Source organism: Escherichia sp. E2661 (assembly GCF_004745185.1).
Taxonomy (GTDB): Bacteria; Pseudomonadota; Gammaproteobacteria; order Enterobacterales; family Enterobacteriaceae; genus Escherichia.
Window position 1 is genome coordinate 1 of the sequence record NZ_PDIG01000036.1, and the last position, 16,600, is coordinate 16,600.

At 50.3% G+C, this 16,600-nt stretch carries 14 protein-coding genes, 4 pseudogenes and 1 riboswitch; of the genes and pseudogenes, 13 read left to right on the forward strand and 5 right to left on the reverse strand.

Annotated elements, in window-relative coordinates; translation table 11 throughout:
- The coding region (locus tag CRI63_RS18840) for a transposase (protein WP_135520410.1) at positions 1-233 on the reverse strand (233 nt) is incomplete at its 3' end.
- A gap of 208 nt (positions 234-441) precedes the next feature.
- Here CRI63_RS18840 and CRI63_RS18845 point away from each other — a divergent pair.
- The 5 genes from CRI63_RS18845 (at position 442) to CRI63_RS18865 (ending at position 4,440) form a co-directional block, all read left to right on the forward strand.
- Positions 442-801, forward strand: coding sequence for a hypothetical protein (locus CRI63_RS18845; RefSeq protein ID WP_135520412.1), 360 nt, complete (start codon positions 442-444; stop codon positions 799-801).
- A gap of 240 nt (positions 802-1,041) precedes the next feature.
- Positions 1,042-1,138, forward strand: a riboswitch (TPP riboswitch).
- Positions 1,139-1,172: 34 nt separating this feature from the next.
- Complete coding sequence (thiM, locus tag CRI63_RS18850) at positions 1,173-1,961, forward strand: hydroxyethylthiazole kinase (RefSeq protein ID WP_135520414.1); 789 nt, start codon at positions 1,173-1,175, stop codon at positions 1,959-1,961.
- Positions 1,958-2,758: a bifunctional hydroxymethylpyrimidine kinase/phosphomethylpyrimidine kinase gene (gene thiD / locus CRI63_RS18855; RefSeq protein ID WP_135520416.1), complete on the forward strand. Its 801-nt coding sequence runs from the start codon at positions 1,958-1,960 to the stop codon at positions 2,756-2,758. The genes thiM and thiD overlap by 4 nt, the downstream gene beginning before the upstream one ends.
- A 65-nt stretch (positions 2,759-2,823) precedes the next feature.
- Positions 2,824-3,642: a glycoside hydrolase family 25 protein gene (locus CRI63_RS18860; RefSeq protein ID WP_135520418.1), complete on the forward strand. Its 819-nt coding sequence runs from the start codon at positions 2,824-2,826 to the stop codon at positions 3,640-3,642.
- Between the two features lie 51 nt (positions 3,643-3,693).
- Positions 3,694-4,440 (forward strand): GntR family transcriptional regulator, encoded by a 747-nt coding sequence (locus CRI63_RS18865; RefSeq protein ID WP_000434038.1) that lies wholly within the window; start codon positions 3,694-3,696, stop codon positions 4,438-4,440.
- Here CRI63_RS18865 and CRI63_RS18870 read toward each other — a convergent pair.
- From CRI63_RS18870 to CRI63_RS18880, 3 genes and pseudogenes are all read right to left on the reverse strand, one after another.
- Positions 4,414-5,378: pseudogene (locus tag CRI63_RS18870) on the reverse strand (carbohydrate kinase family protein). The gene CRI63_RS18865 and the pseudogene CRI63_RS18870 overlap by 27 nt on opposite strands.
- Positions 5,375-6,379: an ADP-ribosylglycohydrolase family protein gene (locus tag CRI63_RS18875; RefSeq protein WP_135520420.1), complete on the reverse strand. Its 1,005-nt coding sequence runs from the start codon at positions 6,377-6,379 to the stop codon at positions 5,375-5,377. Before CRI63_RS18875 ends, CRI63_RS18870 begins: the two are co-directional and overlap by 4 nt.
- Positions 6,376-7,654 (reverse strand): annotated as a pseudogene (locus CRI63_RS18880) (nucleoside permease). Before CRI63_RS18880 ends, CRI63_RS18875 begins: the two are co-directional and overlap by 4 nt.
- Before the next feature lie 256 nt (positions 7,655-7,910).
- On the opposite strand from CRI63_RS18880, the pseudogene fbaB reads away from it, so the two are divergent.
- The 8 genes and pseudogenes from fbaB to CRI63_RS18920 all read left to right on the forward strand — a co-directional run bounded on the left by fbaB (position 7,911) and on the right by CRI63_RS18920 (position 15,537).
- Positions 7,911-8,964: pseudogene (fbaB, locus tag CRI63_RS18885) on the forward strand (class I fructose-bisphosphate aldolase).
- Positions 8,965-9,285: 321 nt separating this feature from the next.
- On the forward strand, positions 9,286-10,140 hold the full coding sequence (gatY, locus tag CRI63_RS18890; RefSeq protein WP_135520446.1) for a tagatose-bisphosphate aldolase subunit GatY: 855 nt from the start codon (positions 9,286-9,288) through the stop codon (positions 10,138-10,140).
- A 28-nt stretch (positions 10,141-10,168) separates the two neighbouring features.
- The gene (gatZ, locus tag CRI63_RS18895; RefSeq protein WP_135520422.1) at positions 10,169-11,431 is read left to right on the forward strand and encodes a tagatose-bisphosphate aldolase subunit GatZ; all 1,263 of its coding nucleotides are present in this window, start codon (positions 10,169-10,171) and stop codon (positions 11,429-11,431) included.
- Between the two features lie 9 nt (positions 11,432-11,440).
- Positions 11,441-11,893: a PTS galactitol transporter subunit IIA gene (gene gatA, locus CRI63_RS18900; RefSeq protein WP_130221844.1), complete on the forward strand. Its 453-nt coding sequence runs from the start codon at positions 11,441-11,443 to the stop codon at positions 11,891-11,893.
- Positions 11,894-11,923: 30 nt separating this feature from the next.
- Entirely contained in the window at positions 11,924-12,208 is a 285-nt protein-coding gene (gene gatB, locus CRI63_RS18905; protein ID WP_033805236.1) for a PTS galactitol transporter subunit IIB, read from the forward strand.
- Positions 12,209-12,211: 3 nt separating this feature from the next.
- The gene (locus CRI63_RS18910; protein WP_130219344.1) at positions 12,212-13,567 is read left to right on the forward strand and encodes a PTS galactitol transporter subunit IIC; all 1,356 of its coding nucleotides are present in this window, start codon (positions 12,212-12,214) and stop codon (positions 13,565-13,567) included.
- A 49-nt stretch (positions 13,568-13,616) separates the two neighbouring features.
- Positions 13,617-14,658: pseudogene (gatD, locus tag CRI63_RS18915) on the forward strand (galactitol-1-phosphate 5-dehydrogenase).
- Positions 14,659-14,763: 105 nt separating this feature from the next.
- Complete coding sequence (locus CRI63_RS18920) at positions 14,764-15,537, forward strand: DeoR/GlpR family DNA-binding transcription regulator (protein WP_205712905.1); 774 nt, start codon at positions 14,764-14,766, stop codon at positions 15,535-15,537.
- An 81-nt stretch (positions 15,538-15,618) separates the two neighbouring features.
- On the opposite strand, the gene yegS is transcribed toward CRI63_RS18920, so the two are convergent.
- A complete protein-coding gene (gene yegS / locus CRI63_RS18925) occupies positions 15,619-16,518 on the reverse strand; it encodes a lipid kinase YegS (RefSeq protein ID WP_135520424.1) in 900 nt (299 codons plus the stop codon).
- Positions 16,519-16,600: the final 82 nt, after the last annotated feature.

Here is a 16,600-nt window from a genome sequence, read left to right on the forward strand (position 1 = left end):
TGAAGTCTTTTCTTCAACTCACGTATTTCAATCTGCTCAGGTGTCATGGGTGAAGCTATGGGTGATTTTCCCGCTCGCTCTTCTTTCAGTTGTCGAACCCATTTATCCATCGTGGATTTGCCGACATTCATCGCAGTGGCAGCGGCGGCAACGGTGTAATGCTGATCGAGTACAAGCTGGGCAGCCTCGAGGCGAAACTCGGGGCTAAAATTGCGTCTGTTACGTCCGGTCATAATGTCACCTGTTTTGACTATGAGGTGATGATATCACCTCTATTCAGGTGGCCAAATTCACTATGCCACTACAATTCGCACCGATATTCAAATGAGAGAATTTTCGCGATGTTGAGGCAACTGGATTACATAAACGCAACAACAGTATTCAATCAAATGCAGGCTTACAATAACTCCAAGGGGAATGAAAAGGATCCTTCAGTTCGCAATGTGCAACGAGTTACCAGAGTCCTTCGATGTGCATCTGAAGCAATCCGGTATCACGCAAGAAAAATGGCGTAAAAAGGAGTGCGGTTCTGGGGTAGAAAATGTTTGTGTTTTAAACTTTTCTGATGAAGAAAGGGAACGATTTCGTCAGTTAGTCATGCTTGGTGAGATGGACAAAGCTAAGGTGCTCGCAGATATGTGCGGATTCATTACTCGTACCTACGAATGCCCCAAAGTGGAAAACCAAAATGCTGATGTCATTGATTTTAACTTTAGGAAACACAAGCGGCAACTGATGCCGCTTACTCAAATAATCAAGGAGATTGGCAATCACTACGTATCAGCAATTAAAGCAGCCTGACAATGCCACTGTTTTAAATGTCAGAGATACACAGACTAGAGCCGGTAGAAACCGGCATTATTGTTTCTTAAACCATTATGTCGTAATAACGGATGGTTGCTTGTGCCATACAAACTGTCACTCAACCTGTCACACGTAGCCCAAAAGGGCCGCTTTTACCGTTTACAAGACTTCCCGCTGGCATTACTATCCTGATCAGGGATTAATGAGGAGCATTAATCGCAAGCTTTTGATTTTGCAGTACATGACTCGGGGTGCCCTTCTTCGTGAAGGCTGAGAAAAACCCGTACCACCTGATCTGGATAATGCCAGCGTAGGGAAGTCACGGACCATCAGGTCATTGCTTCTTCACGTTATGGCAGGAGCAAACTATGCAAGTCGACCTGCTGAGTTCCGCGCAATCTGCGCACGCGTTACACCTCTTTCACCAACACTCTCCCCTTGTGCACTGCATGACCAATGATGTGGTGCAAACCTTTACTGCCAATACCTTACTGGCGCTCGGTGCATCGCCAGCGATGGTTATCGAAGCCGAAGAGGCCAGTCAGTTTGCGGCCATCGCCAGTGCCTTGTTGATTAACGTTGGCACACTGACGCAGCCACGTGCGCAGGCGATGCGTGCTGCCGTTGAACAGGCAACACGATCACAAACGCCCTGGACGCTTGATCCGGTTGCGGTTGGTGCACTCGATTATCGCCGCCGTTTTTGTGTGGAACTTCTGTCCCATAAGCCAACCGCCATACGTGGTAATGCTTCGGAAATCATGGCATTAGCTGGCGTTGCTAATGGTGGACGGGGAGTGGATACCACTGACGACGTAGCTAACGCGTTGCCCGCCGCGCAAACTCTGGCACGGGAAAATGGCGCAGTTGTCGTGGTCACTGGCGAGGTAGATTATGTTACCGATGGTCGTCGCACCGTTGGCATTCACGGCGGCGATCCGTTAATGACCAAAGTGGTAGGAACTGGCTGTGCATTATCGGCAGTCGTCGCAGCCAGTTGTGCATTACCGGGTGATACGCTGGAAAATATCGCATCTGCTTGTCACTGGATGAAACAAGCCGGAGAACGCGCAGTCGCCAGAAGCGAGGGGCCAGGCAGTTTTGTTCCACATTTCCTTGACGCGCTCTGGCAGCTGACGCAGGAGGTGCAGGCATGAAACGGATTAACGCTCTGACGATTGCCGGTACTGATCCGAGTGGTGGTGCGGGGATTCAGGCCGATCTTAAAACCTTCTCGGCGCTAGGTGCGTATGGTTGCTCGGTAATCACTGCACTGGTGGCGCAAAATACCCGTGGCGTACAGTCGGTGTATCGTATTGAGCCTGATTTTGTTGCCGCCCAGCTCGATTCGGTGTTCAGCGATGTGCGAATCGACACCACTAAAATCGGTATGTTGGCGGAAACCGATATTGTTGAAGCGGTGGCAGAACGGTTGCAACGTTATCAGATCCAAAACGTGGTACTCGACACCGTTATGCTGGCAAAAAGCGGCGACCCGCTGCTTTCACCTTCGGCAGTTGCCACGCTACGCAGTCGATTATTGCCACAGGTTTCATTAATAACGCCAAACTTGCCCGAAGCAGCCGCCTTGCTCGACGCGCCACACGCGCGTAACGAACAGGAAATGCTGGAACAGGGACGTGAATTATTGGCGATGGGCTGTGGCGCAGTGCTAATGAAAGGTGGTCATCTGGATGATGAGCAAAGCCCGGACTGGCTGTTTACTCGTGAGGGAGAACAACGATTTACTGCACCGCGCATTATGACCAAAAACACCCACGGCACTGGTTGTACGCTCTCTGCGGCGTTGGCTGCACTACGCCCGCGCCATACAAACTGGGCTGACACCGTACAGGAGGCAAAAAGCTGGCTTTCCTCGGCGTTAGCCCAGGCCGACACGCTGGAAGTTGGCCACGGGATTGGTCCGGTTCACCACTTTCACGCCTGGTGGTGAGCACCGTAGTATAGCTGCTTTGGCATTTTTCAGCTTTTTCGCGCTGAAATTCAGGGATGAAACCAATGCAGCTAAGAATCGCCAGTCGAAAAAAATTCACCGCTTTGATATGCGCTCTGGGGCTAATTTCCATCGTTGCGATTCATCCCCGTCAGACGGTGAATTTTTTCTATTCGACAGCAATTCAGATTAAAGACTACATCCACTTTTATGGTTATCGCCCGGTCAAATCTTTTGCTATTCGTATCCCTGCCAATTACACCATTCATGGTATTGATGTTTCGCGCTGGCAGGAGCGGGTCGACTGGCAGCGTGTAGCAAAAATGCGCGACAACGGTATTCGCTTGCAATTTGCCTTTATCAAGGCGACGGAAGGCGAAAAGCTGGTGGACCCGTATTTTTCGCGTAACTGGCAACTAAGCCGCGAAAATGGCCTGCTGCGCGGGGCGTATCACTATTTTTCTCCGTCGGTATCCGCTTCAGTTCAGGCCAGATTATTTCTGCAAACAGTGGATTTTGCCCACGGCGATTTCCCTGCCGTGCTGGACGTAGAAGAGCGAGGAAAATTATCGGCAAAAGAATTACGCAAACGGGTAAGTCAGTGGCTAAAAATGGTCGAAAAAAGCACGGGAAAAAAGCCGATTATTTACTCCGGAGCCGTGTTTTATCACACGAATCTGGCGGGGTATTTCAATGAGTATCCGTGGTGGGTTGCGCACTACTATCAACGTCGTCCGGACAGTGACGGAATGGCCTGGCGCTTCTGGCAGCATTCCGACCGTGGACAGGTAGATGGCATTAATGGTCCAGTGGATTTTAATGTGTTTAATGGCAAGGCGGAGGAATTGCAGGCTTTCGTTGATGGCATTAAAGAAACGCCTTAAATAACCAGCAGTGATATACTCCTACCAGACTCCCCGGCAGGAAAAAGACAAATGGAACAAGCGCATACCCAGCTTATCGCTCAACTGAATGAGCGTATTTTAGCGGCGGACAACACGCCGCTTTATATTAAGTTTGCCGAAACGGTAAAAAATGCCGTGCGCAGCGGGGTGCTGGAACATGGCAATATTTTACCTGGCGAGCGTGATTTAAGTCAGTTAACCGGCGTTTCGCGTATTACGGTGCGCAAGGCGATGCAGGCGCTGGAAGAAGAGGGCGTGGTGACGCGTTCGCGTGGCTACGGCACGCAGATCAACAACATCTTTGAATACTCGTTGAAAGAAGCGCGAGGATTTTCTCAACAGGTGGTGTTGCGCGGTAAAAAGCCCGATACGCTATGGGTTAACAAGCGAGTGGTTAAATGCCCTGAAGAGGTGGCGCAGCAACTGGCGGTCGAAGCGGGCAGTGATGTCTTTTTATTGAAGCGTATTCGTTATGTCGATGAAGAAGCGGTATCGATTGAAGAGTCGTGGGTTCCGGCGCATTTAATTCATGATGTTGATGCCATCGGAATTTCTCTTTATGACTATTTCCGCAGCCAGCACATTTACCCACAACGTACGCGTTCCCGCGTTAGCGCCCGAATGCCGGATGCTGAGTTTCAGTCACATATTCAGTTAGATAGCAAAATACCGGTGCTGGTGATCAAGCAAGTGGCGCTTGACCAACAGCAACGGCCTATTGAGTACAGCATCAGCCACTGTCGCAGCGATCTATACGTTTTTGTGTGCGAGGAGTAGTTCCTCGCGCGTTGGCGCACAATCACCGCCGCGATGCCCGACAACCCACGATGCCACTGCATTGCCCAGTAATACGGCATCCGCCAGTGGCAGACCAGAGGCCAGCCCGGCAAGTACGCCACCTGCATGACTGTCGCCCGCACCAATGGTGTCTACAACTTGCGTTGGAAATGCGGGAGCGCAGCCTGACGTGTTGTCGCTGAAATACCAGGCACCTTCTTTATCGAGACGAACGATCAACGACGCGGCAAATTTCTCCTGCCATTGCTTGCCAAGCGTTGTTATCTCTGCGGATAAAGCAAAACGTTCGGCGCAATCTCAGCCTCTTGACGATTGAGTGAAACGACAGGTCGACAGGCCATGATCCGCGCAAGTAATGCATCCGGGATATCACCAATACGTGGGCCAAAATCGATAAACGGCGTCACGTCTTGCAGCTCTTCCAGCCATTCCACTAACAATTCGCCGCAGGGCGAGGCCAGTTGATAACCGGAAAAATAGAGCAGGCTGCCAGGCGCAACGGTTAATCGCGCCAGCCATTCGCGATTCCACTGATTTTCCACACCACTGAACGACATAAACGTGCGTTCGCCATCCGGCTCAACCAGCGCCAGACACCAGCCGTTATCGCCTTCAGCGTTATCGATCAGGCTGATTAACCCCTCTTTCGCCATCCGGTTGCGAATAATCTCCGCCCATACCCCCTGACCGAGCGGCAGGGCATTACCCGCTTCGATGCCGAGGCGCTTTAACGCCACGGCAATATTCAGTGCGCAGCCGCCAACGTTAACGCTCTGCTGTTTCAGTTCGATATCGCACCCGCGCCAGGGGAGGGCATAAGCGTCGGCGATCACATCAATGACCGCCGCGCCAATCACCATCACTGGCTGACGCGTGGTTAATTCAGGCAGCAGCGTGTGTAATCGAGCGCCGCTCATACCGCCTCCCGTTGTTGGCGATACTTCGCCAGCGCTGTGGCATAGCGGTTGAAATCAAGTTGATTTACCGCATCCAGTTCCGTCTTTAACGCAGGATCGATAGCGTTAACGCCATGCAACGCGCCACAAATTGCCGTCGCCATGGCGCCGATGGTGTCTGTGTCGCCGCCAAGATTGGCGCACAGGACGGCGCAACGGTTCGGATCGGTTTGTGCCAGCTCAACCAGCGCAATGGCGCATGGAACGGACTCAATGGTGCTGGTGCCTGCGCCAACGACCTGGTAAAGCTGTTCGCTGGCGGATTCGGTGCCGTCGGCATTGCGCACAATTTTCAGCGCAATCTCCAGCCGCGCCGCCAGTGAGGCGCTGAACGTGGTGATGCGTTTTTGCTGTGCATGTCGCGCAATTGAAGGCAGGGAATCAACAATCGTTGACCAGCTTTCTCCGTCAATGGCACGAGAAATTGCCCACGCGATGACTACCGCACCTGCAACCGCCAGATCGGATTTATGGGTCGGGCTGGATGCCAGCGCCACATCATCAATAAAGGAATCAACATCACGCGCCGGGAGTAAACACCCCAATGGTGAGACGCGCATCGCTGCGCCGTTGGTCACGCCGTTGTTTTCCAGTTCAGCAACGGGTTTACCGTCGCGAATGGCGTTAAGCGCAATCTTCGAGGTTGGGCCTAGCACGTTTTTGTTGAAGGCGTCGAAACGTAGCGCCCAGTCGAGAATATTACGCCCAATCAGATCCGGATCGATCTTGCCTTCACGTTCCAGCAACGCATCCGCCAGACACAGCGCCATCGAGGTATCGTCGGTGAATTCGGCGCGGTTAAAATAACAGGCCGCGTTATTCTCCTTTGGTCCAGGCAGAAAACGGTCAATCCAGCCAAAGTGTGCTTTAACGCGGCTGCGTGGCCAAAGCTCGGAGGGCATCCCCATCGCATCCCCTAACGCCTGCCCGTAAAGAGCACCGAGAATACGTTCTGTTTTCATTTAACTTCCCCTTGTGTCAACGCAATATCGCGATCATCGACCTTGATAGCCGTAATTTCGTTGTCGGATTCGCGGAAAAAAATCATAAACAGCACGGCGATAATGGCAATCATCACCGCGCCAAAAGTCCACATCCCGGCCCAGTTGAAGGTCAGCCCGTTTACCGGTTCCTGATAAGCAAACATCTTCTCCATCATCACACCGCCAAGACGATAGCCGAGCAAACTGCCGAAGCCCTGGCAGCAGAGCGTGATCAGCCCCTGCGCGGCGGTACGCATATGCACGGGGGCTTTTTTTATCGACATAGATGTAAGCGGTAACGTAGTAAAAATCGTAACTTACGCCGTGCAGCAAAATGCCGAGGAACAGTAACGCGTAGGTGAAATATTCATCCGCACTACCGTAAATAAAGAAGCCATAACGGATCGCAGCGGTGACCAGACCAAGCAACAATACCTTTTTGATACCAAAGCGTTTGGTGAAAAACGGCAATGCCAGCATAAAGAAGATTTCAGAGAACTGGCCGAGCGTCATCCAGCCGGTGGCGTTTTTCATGCCGACTTCAGTCAGATAACCGTTGGCAAAGATGTAATAGAACGCCAGCGGCATCGCAAACAGGAATGAACAGAAGAAAAAGATGAGGAAATTTTTATCGCGCAGCAGGATAAGCGCATCCAGGCCGAGCATGACGTTAATGTCCATTTTGCCGGTGCTTTTTGGCGGAGTGTCTGGCAGGAATAAGGCAAACGCACCGAGCAATGCGGAGCTTCCTGCGGTAATTAACAGCGGAATATTGGTCGGTGAGATATCGTCATATCCCAGCATCTGAGGCAAGAATCCGCAGACCAGGCCAGAGGCAATCCAGCCTATAGTCCCCAGTACGCGAATGCGCGGAAAATCACGCTCCACATCCGGCACGTTGGCAAACGCGATACTGTTAGTCAGCGCAATGGTCGGCATATAGGTCAGTGAGTAGGCCAGCAGTAATGGGAAGAACCCGGCAAAAGTGGTCTGTTGCGCAGCGAAATACATCAGCACCGCACCGGCGAACATCAATACCGCCAGCACTTTCTGCGCCGAGAAAAAGCGGTCAGTGATGGAGCCAACCAGAATCGGCGACAGGATCGCCGCAATAGCTGTGCAAGCATAGGACCAGCCAATTTCTCCGGCGCTGAAACCGCTTTTACTTAACCACAGCCACAATGGCACAAACCACGCGCCCCAAATAAACCATTCAACAAACATCATGAACGACAGCTTTGCTGTTGTTTTCATCTTTTAATTCCTTCATGACAGGTAATGTAAGGTACGCGATGACAATACCACCTAATAATACCTTTTAAATACCTTTGCGGTGAAAGCTTGACCGCTGTAACACTTTTTCTGATGAATCGTGCCAACAGAAAACGCTGAAAAAACATCCAAAAGATGGCAAAACCAGCCCGTAACGACCAGGATTATGATTGCCCGCAAAAGGTGGGCCAGGACAATCCATAGCCGATATCCAATCGGAATTTACGGGAGCATAGTAATGACAGATATTGCGCAGTTGCTTGGCAATGACGCCGACAACCTTTTACAGCACCGTTGTATGACTATTCCTTCTGACCAGCTTTATCTCCCCGGACATGATTACGTAGACCGCGTGATGATTGACAATAATCGTCCGCCAGCGGTGTTACGTAATATGCAGACGCTCTACAACACCGGGCGTCTGGCTGGCACAGGATATCTTTCTATTCTGCCGGTTGACCAGGGCGTTGAGCACTCTGCCGGAGCTTCATTTGCCGCTAACCCGCTCTACTTTGACCCGAAGAACATTGTAGAACTGGCGATCGAAGCGGGCTGCAACTGTGTGGCGTCAACTTACGGTGTGCTGGCATCGGTATCGCGGCGTTACGCGCATCGCATTCCATTCCTCGTCAAACTTAATCACAACGAGACGCTAAGTTACCCGAACACCTACGATCAAACGCTGTATGCCAGCGTGGAGCAGGCGTTCAACATGGGCGCGGTGGCGGTTGGGCGCGACCATCTATTTTGGCTCGGAAGAGTCACGTCGCCAGATTGAAGAAATTTCTGCGGCCTTTGAACGTGCGCACGAGCTGGGCATGGTGACAGTGCTGTGGGCCTATTTGCGTAACTCCGCCTTTAAGAAAGATGGCGTTGATTACCATGTTTCCGCCGACCTGACCGGCCAGGCGAACCATCTGGCAGCGACCATTGGTGCAGATATCGTCAAACAAAAAATGGCGGAAAATAACGGCGGCTATAAAGCGATTAATTACGGTTACACCGACGATCGCGTGTACAGCAAGCTGACCAGCGAAAATCCGATTGATCTGGTGCGTTATCAGTTAGCTAACTGCTATATGGGGCGTGCAGGGCTGATTAACTCCGGCGGTGCAGCAGGCGGTGAAACCGACCTTAGTGATGCGGTGCGTACTGCGGTCATCAACAAACGCGCTGGCGGAATGGGGCTGATTCTCGGCCGTAAAGCGTTTAAGAAATCAATGGCTGACGGCGTGAAACTGATTAACGCCGTGCAGGACGTTTATCTCGATAGCAAAATTACTATCGCCTGATACGCTTCATACGAACAACACTGCCCCGTAGGCCGGATAAGGCGTTTACGCCGCATCCGACAACCTATGCCTGATGCGACGCTGAAGCGTCTTATCATGCCTACACACAGCACTGCCCCGTAGGCCGGATAAGGCGTTTACGCCGCATCCGGCATAAAATAACGCGCACTTTGTTACGGCTTCCCCCCCGGGAGGCCGTTTTTTTTGCCTTCATTCCTGTATTGGTTTTCATATTGTCGTTTTTGTGATCGTTATCTCGACATTTAAAAACAAATAATTTCATTATGTTTTGAAATCGAAAATAAACGATAGGATATGAAAATGTACGTGGTATCGACAAAGCAGATGCTAAACAACGCGCAGCGCGGCGGTTACGCGGTTCCTGCATTCAATATTCACAATCTCGAAACGATGCAAGTAGTGGTGGAAACCGCTGCCAACCTGCAGGCACCGGTCATTATCGCTGGAACGCCCGGCACATTTACTCATGCCGGTACAGAAAATCTGATGGCGCTGGTCAGCGCGATGGCGAAGCAATATCACCATCCATTGGCGATTCACCTCGACCATCACACTAATTTTGAAGATATAGCTCAGAAAGTCCGCTCCGGTGTGCGCTCAGTCATGATTGACGCCTCGCATCTGCCTTATGCGCAAAATATTTCACGGGTCAAAGAAGTGGTGGATTTTTGCCATCGCTTTGATGTCAGCGTCGAAGCGGAGCTGGGGCAACTGGGCGGCCAGGAAGATGATGTGCAAGTCAATGAAGCTGATGCGTTGTACACCAACCCCGTTCAGGCGCGTGAATTTGCCGAGGCAACCGGCATTGATTCCCTGGCGGTCGCCATCGGCACGGCTCACGGTATGTACGCCAGCGCACCGGCGCTGGATTTTTCTCGACTGGAGAACATTCGCCAGTGGGTGAACTTACCGCTGGTGCTGCATGGCGCGTCAGGATTATCGACTAAGGATATTCGGCAAACCATCAAACTGGGGATATGCAAAATCAACGTTGCAACGGAGCTGAAAAATGCCTTCTCGCAGGCGTTAAAAAATTACCTGACCGAGTACCCTGAAGCGACCGATCCCCGGGATTATTTGCAGTCGGCTAAATCTGCAATGCGCGATGTGGTGAGCAAAGTGATTGCCGATTGTGGCTGCGAGGGCAGGGCATAACGCACCTGCCATTTAACAAGGAAAAAACATGAAAACGTTAATTGCCCGGCATAAAACTGGTGAACATATCGGCATATGTTCAGTCTGTTCTGCACATCCGTTGGTTATCGAAGCGGCGCTGGCATTTGATCGCAACAGCACGCGCAAAGTGCTGATTGAAGCAACGTCAAACCAGGTCAATCAATTTGGCGGTTATACCGGAATGACACCGGCGGACTTTCGCGAATTTGTTTTCGCGATTGCCGATAAAGTCGGATTTGCACGTGAGCGTATTATTCTCGGCGGCGACCATCTGGGGCCGAACTGCTGGCAGCAGGAAAAGTCAGATGTGGCGATGGAAAAATCCATTGAGCTGGTAAAAGCATATGTTCGTGCGGGATTCAGTAAAATTCACCTTGATGCGTCAATGTCCTGCGCGGGGGATCCCATACCGTTAGCGCCAGAAACGGTTGCGGAACGAGCTGCTGTGCTTTGCTTTGCTGCGGAAAGTGTGGCGACAGATTGCCAGCGTGAGCAACTGAGCTATGTCATAGGCACCGAAGTTCCGGTTCCGGGCGGTGAGGCCAGCGCCATTCAGTCAGTACACATCACCCAGGTTGAAGATGCCGCCAATACTTTACGTACGCATCAAAAGGCCTTTATTGCCCGTGGTCTGGCAGAGGCGTTAACACGCGTGATTGCCATTGTGGTGCAGCCAGGCGTGGAATTTGATCACAGCAATATTATCCATTATCAGCCGCAAGAAGCGCAGGCGCTGGCCGAATGGATAATCAACACCAAAATGGTTTATGAAGCACATTCTACCGATTACCAGACCCGGACGGCTTATCGGGAATTAGTGCGCGATCACTTTGCCATATTGAAAGTCGGCCCGGCATTAACCTTTGCTTTACGCGAGGCAATATTTTCGCTGGCGCAAATTGAAAAGGAACTTATTGCCCCCGAAAATCGCAGCGGTTGCCTGGCGGTAATCGAAGAAGTGATGCTCGACGAACCGCAATACTGGAAAAAATATTATCGTACGGGTTTTAACGATTCATTATTGGATATTCGTTATAGTCTTTCGGATCGTATTCGTTATTACTGGCCGCATAACCGGATTAAAAATAGCGTCGAAACGATGATGGCGAATCTGGAAGGTGTGGACATCCCATTGGGCATGATTAGTCAGTATCTTCCTAAGCAATTTGAACGCATTCAGTCCGGGGAATTATCAGCAATACCGCATCAGCTGATTATGGATAAAATTTATGATGTTTTGCGCGCCTATCGCTACGGCTGTGCGGAATAAGGACAGCATATGACAAAGCTCTTTGTTCGTAGCGGGATTTCTTTTGCCGATCGCAGTGAGGCACTGACCCATATCGGCAATGAAATGGTCGCGCAAGGTGTAGTTCATGACTCCTGGCCACAGGCATTAATTGCCAGAGAGGCGGAATTTCCCACCGGGATAATGCTTGAGCAGCACGCCATTGCAATACCGCATTGTGAGGCGATTCATGCTAAGTCGTCAGCCATTTATCTGTTAAGGCCAACAAATAAAGTTCATTTTCAGCAAGCGGATGATGATAACGACGTGGCGGTATCGTTGGTTATTGCGTTGATTGTGGAAAATCCGCAGCAGCAATTGAAACTTTTACGCTGTTTATTTGGCAAGTTACAACAGCCCGATATCGTCGAGACACTCATCACTCTTCCTGAAACCCAGTTAAAGGAATATTTCACAAAGTATGTTTTAGATTCAGACGAATAAATCCCTCTGTAACAATAAAAAGGACTATTTATGAAACGCAAGATTATTGTCGCTTGCGGAGGCGCGGTTGCGACCTCTACGATGGCGGCGGAAGAAATTAAAGAGTTGTGTCAGAGTCATAATATTCCTGTTGAATTAATCCAGTGTCGGGTTAATGAAATAGAAACTTATATGGATGGCGTGCATTTGATATGCACCACTGCCAAAGTGGATCGTAGTTTTGGCGATATTCCGTTAGTTCACGGCATGCCTTTTATTTCTGGTGTCGGTATCGAAGCATTACAAAATAAAATTCTGACTATCTTACAGGGGTGACCTATGTTTTCAGAAGTCATGCGTTATATTCTCGACCTCGGCCCTACGGTCATGTTGCCGATTGTCATCATTATTTTTTCTAAAATATTAGGCATGAAGGCAGGCGATTGCTTTAAAGCGGGTCTGCATATCGGGATTGGCTTTGTTGGCATTGGCCTGGTGATTGGCTTAATGCTGGATTCCATTGGCCCGGCGGCGAAAGCGATGGCGGAAAATTTCGACCTGAATCTGCATGTGGTCGATGTCGGCTGGCCGGGATCATCTCCAATGACCTGGGCGTCGCAAATCGCGCTGGTGGCGATTCCGATTGCGATTCTGGTTAACGTGGCAATGCTACTGACCCGTATGACGCGGGTGGTGAATGTTGATATCTGGAATATCTGGCATATGACCTTCACCGGCGCGTTGCTGCATCTGGCCACCGGTTCATGGATGATTGGGATGGCGGGTGTGGTAATTCACGCGGCGTTTGTTTATAAGCTCGGCGACTGGTTTGCCCGCGATACCCGTGATTTCTTTGAGCTGGAAGGCATTGCTATTCCACACGGTACGTCGGCGTATCTGGGACCCATCGCGGTACTGGTGGATGCCATTATCGAGAAAATCCCTGGCGTTAACCGAATTAAATTTAGCGCCGACGATATTCAGCGCAAATTTGGTCCTTTTGGCGAACCTGTCACCGTGGGTTTTGTGATGGGGCTGATTATCGGCATCCTCGCGGGTTACGATGTCAAAGGTGTATTGCAACTGGCGGTAAAAACGGCGGCAGTCATGCTGCTGATGCCACGGGTGATTAAACCCATCATGGATGGCTTAACACCTATTGCGAAGCAGGCTCGCAGCCGTTTGCAGGCGAAGTTCGGCGGTCAGGAGTTCCTGATTGGCCTTGATCCGGCATTGCTGCTGGGGCATACGGCGGTAGTATCGGCAAGCCTGATTTTTATCCCGCTCACCATTTTGATTGCTGTTTGTGTTCCGGGTAATCAGGTGCTGCCGTTTGGCGATCTTGCAACTATTGGCTTCTTTGTGGCGATGGCAGTCGCCGTGCATCGTGGAAACCTGTTCCGCACCTTAATCTCGGGCGTCATCATCATGAGCATCACCCTTTGGATTGCGACGCAAACTATTGGTCTGCACACTCAACTGGCTGCCAATGCGGGCGCATTAAAAGCCGGAGGTATGGTGGCTTCGATGGATCAGGGCGGTTCTCCCATTACCTGGTTATTGATTCAGGTTTTCTCCCCGCAAAATATTCCCGGTTTCATTATTATCGGCGCCATTTATCTCACCGGTATTTTCATGACCTGGCGTAGAGCGCGCGGCTTTACCAAACAAGAGAAAGCCGCTATCGCAGAATAATTTTTTACCTGAGGGGGAGAATATCCCCCTTAACAAATCAGGAGTTTTTATGAAATCAGTGGTGAATGATACTGATGGTATCGTGCGCGTTGCAGAAAGAGTTATTCCTGAAATTAATCATCAGGATGAGGTGCGGGTAAAAATTGCCAGCTCGGGGGTATGTGGTTCCGATTTACCCAGAATTTTTAAAAATGGTGCACATTATTATCCAATAACGTTAGGCCATGAATTTAGTGGCTATATTGATGCGGTGGCATCCGGTGTTGATGATTTACAACCTGGCGATGCAGTTGCCTGTGTGCCGTTATTACCCTGTTTTAATTGCCCGGAGTGTCTGAAAGGGTTTTATTCCCAGTGTGTGAAATATGATTTTATTGGTTCGCGACGTGATGGTGGATTTGCCGAATATATTGTCGTTAAGCGAAAAAATGTTTTTGCACTACCCGCGGATATGCCTATTGAGGATGGGGCTTTTATTGAACCGATTACCGTTGGCCTGCATGCTTTCCATTTAGCGCAAGGTTGTGAGAATAAAAACGTTATTATTATTGGTGCCGGAACCATTGGCCTGCTGGCAATTCAGTGCGCTGTCGCGCTGGGGGCAAAGAGGTGTGACGGCTATCGACATTAGCCCAGAAAAACTGGCACTGGCAAAATCCTTCGGCGCTATGCAAACATTTAACAGTAGCGAAATGAGCGCGGCGCAAATGCAGAGCGTTTTACGCGAACTGCGCTTCAACCAGCTAATCCTCGAGACAGCAGGCGTACCGCAAACCGTCGAACTGGGGGTGGAAATCGCCGGACCTCACGCACAACTGGCACTGGTGGGGACGTTACATCAGGATCTGCATTTAACATCAGCGACATTTGGCAAAATATTGCGTAAAGAGCTGACGGTTATCGGCAGTTGGATGAACTACTCCAGCCCGTGGCCTGGGCAGGAGTGGGAAACGGCGAGCCGGTTGCTGACAGAACGTAAGTTAAGCCTGGAGCCATTAATCGCTCACCGTGGAAGCTTTGAAAGCTTCGCCCAGGCAGTGCGTGACATTGCTCGCAATACCATGCCGGGTAAAGTGTTGCTCATTCCCTGAAACCGCGGGCCAGCGTGATGCTGGCCCGGTATTGTGCAAAACAGATCATTCACCAATGGTCCCCCTTCGTTTACACTAGTCACAATTGAATATGGGTAAATGACGATGAATTCATTCGAGCGAAGGAATAAGATCATCCAATTAGTGAATGAACAGGGAACCGTGCTTGTTCAGGATCTGGCGGGAATATTTGCTGCATCGGAAGCGACAATTCGAGCCGATTTGCGCTTTCTCGAACAAAAAGGTGTGGTCACGCGCTTTCATGGCGGTGCGGCAAAAATAATGTCCGGTAATAGTGAAACCGAGGCGCAGGAAGTCGGGTTTAAAGAGCGATTTCAGTTAGCCAGCGCACCGAAAAACAGAATTGCGCAGGCGGCAGTAAAAATGATCCACGAAGGTATGACGGTTATCCTCGACAGCGGAAGTACGACAATGCTTATCGCTGAAGGGTTAATGACTGCTAAAAATATCACGGTGATCACCAATAGCCTTCCTGCTGCATTTGCCCTTTCTGAAAATAAAGACATCACTTTGGTGGTTTGTGGTGGTACGGTGCGCCATAAAACGCGATCTATGCATGGATCTATTGCTGAACGTTCCCTGCAGGATATTAATGCCGATTTAATGTTTGTGGGTGCTGATGGGATTGATGCGGTTAATGGTATTACGACCTTTAATGAAGGTTATTCCGTTAGCGGTGCTATGGTGACAGCGGCGAATAAAGTTATCGCAGTTCTCGACTCAACAAAATTTAACCGTCGTGGATTTAATCAGGTACTGCCAATCGAAAAAATCGATATTATTATTACCGATGATGCCGTGTCAGAGGTCGATAAACTGGCATTGCAGAAGACACGGGTGAAATTAATTACGGTGTAGTATTGTTCTGTAGGCCGGATAAGGTGTTTACACCGCATCCGGCATTACGGATTCTCCCTGGTTCAAGAGAGAATAGTTTGATTAACGCAATAATGGACAATCTGGTGGTAATCGACAACGCAGCGCCGCCGGAAGTATTTCAATATGAAAGTTTTGTCCACTCAACGGTTCGCCATCAAGATTAAAAGTGATTTCGTGTGGTGCTTGTATATCGAACCACGCCGAAGCGCCTTCGATAATATTCGGGTTATCTTCGTCAGATTTTAATGTGGATACGAGGGCCGGAAGAATTTCATCTCCGGTGAAAATACGCAACTGCAACAAGCCATCATTAATCAGCGCATTTGGGCACAACTGCTGACCGCCACCGGCCTGACGTCCGTTGCCAATGCCAATAACCAGGGCATCTCCTTGCCAGTGAAAATTATCACCACGGATCTCACAACGGTCCGGTTGCAGTGTATCCATGCGCATTAATCCGTGAATGATGTAAGAGACGCCCCCTAGTGCGGATTTTAATTTTTCCGGTGTTTCGGTGGTGATGCGCGTACCAAACCCGCCCGTTGCCATATTGATAAAACAGGTGTGCCTGTTAACCTGCGCCATATCAATTGCAATAGCGTTACCGGCAATCGCCAGTTTCAATGCCTTATCCAGCGCCTCAGGGATCCCCACGCTGGTGGCGAAATCATTCGCTGTACCTAGCGGCAAAATCCCCAAAGCAGGAATGTCATCGCCTTCACACTGAATCAACGCCGTGGAGACTTCATTAATGGTGCCATCACCACCGCCTGCTATCACCGTCGCGACGCCAAGTTGGCACGCTTCAGTCACAAAACGCGCGGCATCACCTTTCTCCCAGGTGACCCGTACATGGATCGTTATTCCTTCCTCACGCAACAGCATAATCGCCTCGCGCAATGTTTCATTGTCAGCACTTTTGCCGTTAAGAATCAGCAAACTGGCGGGAAAATCGGCCATCGTCGTATGCCTTTATTATTGATCTTTAGAAAGTGTAGAGCAGAAAAGAGAAGGTGGAGTCAGAACAGGATGAAAGTCGTAG

Excerpts from the sequence above, each read along its gene's own strand:
- CRI63_RS18845 (WP_135520412.1), top strand. The coding sequence starts at position 442 with ATGTGCAACGAGTTACCAGAGTCCTTCGATGTGCATCTGAAGCAATCC.
- thiM (WP_135520414.1), top strand. The coding sequence starts at position 1,173 with ATGCAAGTCGACCTGCTGAGTTCCGCGCAATCTGCGCACGCGTTACAC.
- thiD (WP_135520416.1), top strand. The coding sequence starts at position 1,958 with ATGAAACGGATTAACGCTCTGACGATTGCCGGTACTGATCCGAGTGGT.
- CRI63_RS18860 (WP_135520418.1), top strand. The coding sequence starts at position 2,824 with ATGCAGCTAAGAATCGCCAGTCGAAAAAAATTCACCGCTTTGATATGC.
- CRI63_RS18865 (WP_000434038.1), top strand. The coding sequence starts at position 3,694 with ATGGAACAAGCGCATACCCAGCTTATCGCTCAACTGAATGAGCGTATT.
- CRI63_RS18875 (WP_135520420.1), bottom strand. The coding sequence starts at position 6,379 with ATGAAAACAGAACGTATTCTCGGTGCTCTTTACGGGCAGGCGTTAGGG.
- gatY (WP_135520446.1), top strand. The coding sequence starts at position 9,286 with ATGTACGTGGTATCGACAAAGCAGATGCTAAACAACGCGCAGCGCGGC.
- gatZ (WP_135520422.1), top strand. The coding sequence starts at position 10,169 with ATGAAAACGTTAATTGCCCGGCATAAAACTGGTGAACATATCGGCATA.
- gatA (WP_130221844.1), top strand. The coding sequence starts at position 11,441 with ATGACAAAGCTCTTTGTTCGTAGCGGGATTTCTTTTGCCGATCGCAGT.
- gatB (WP_033805236.1), top strand. The coding sequence starts at position 11,924 with ATGAAACGCAAGATTATTGTCGCTTGCGGAGGCGCGGTTGCGACCTCT.
- CRI63_RS18910 (WP_130219344.1), top strand. The coding sequence starts at position 12,212 with ATGTTTTCAGAAGTCATGCGTTATATTCTCGACCTCGGCCCTACGGTC.
- CRI63_RS18920 (WP_205712905.1), top strand. The coding sequence starts at position 14,764 with ATGAATTCATTCGAGCGAAGGAATAAGATCATCCAATTAGTGAATGAA.
- yegS (WP_135520424.1), bottom strand. The coding sequence starts at position 16,518 with ATGGCCGATTTTCCCGCCAGTTTGCTGATTCTTAACGGCAAAAGTGCT.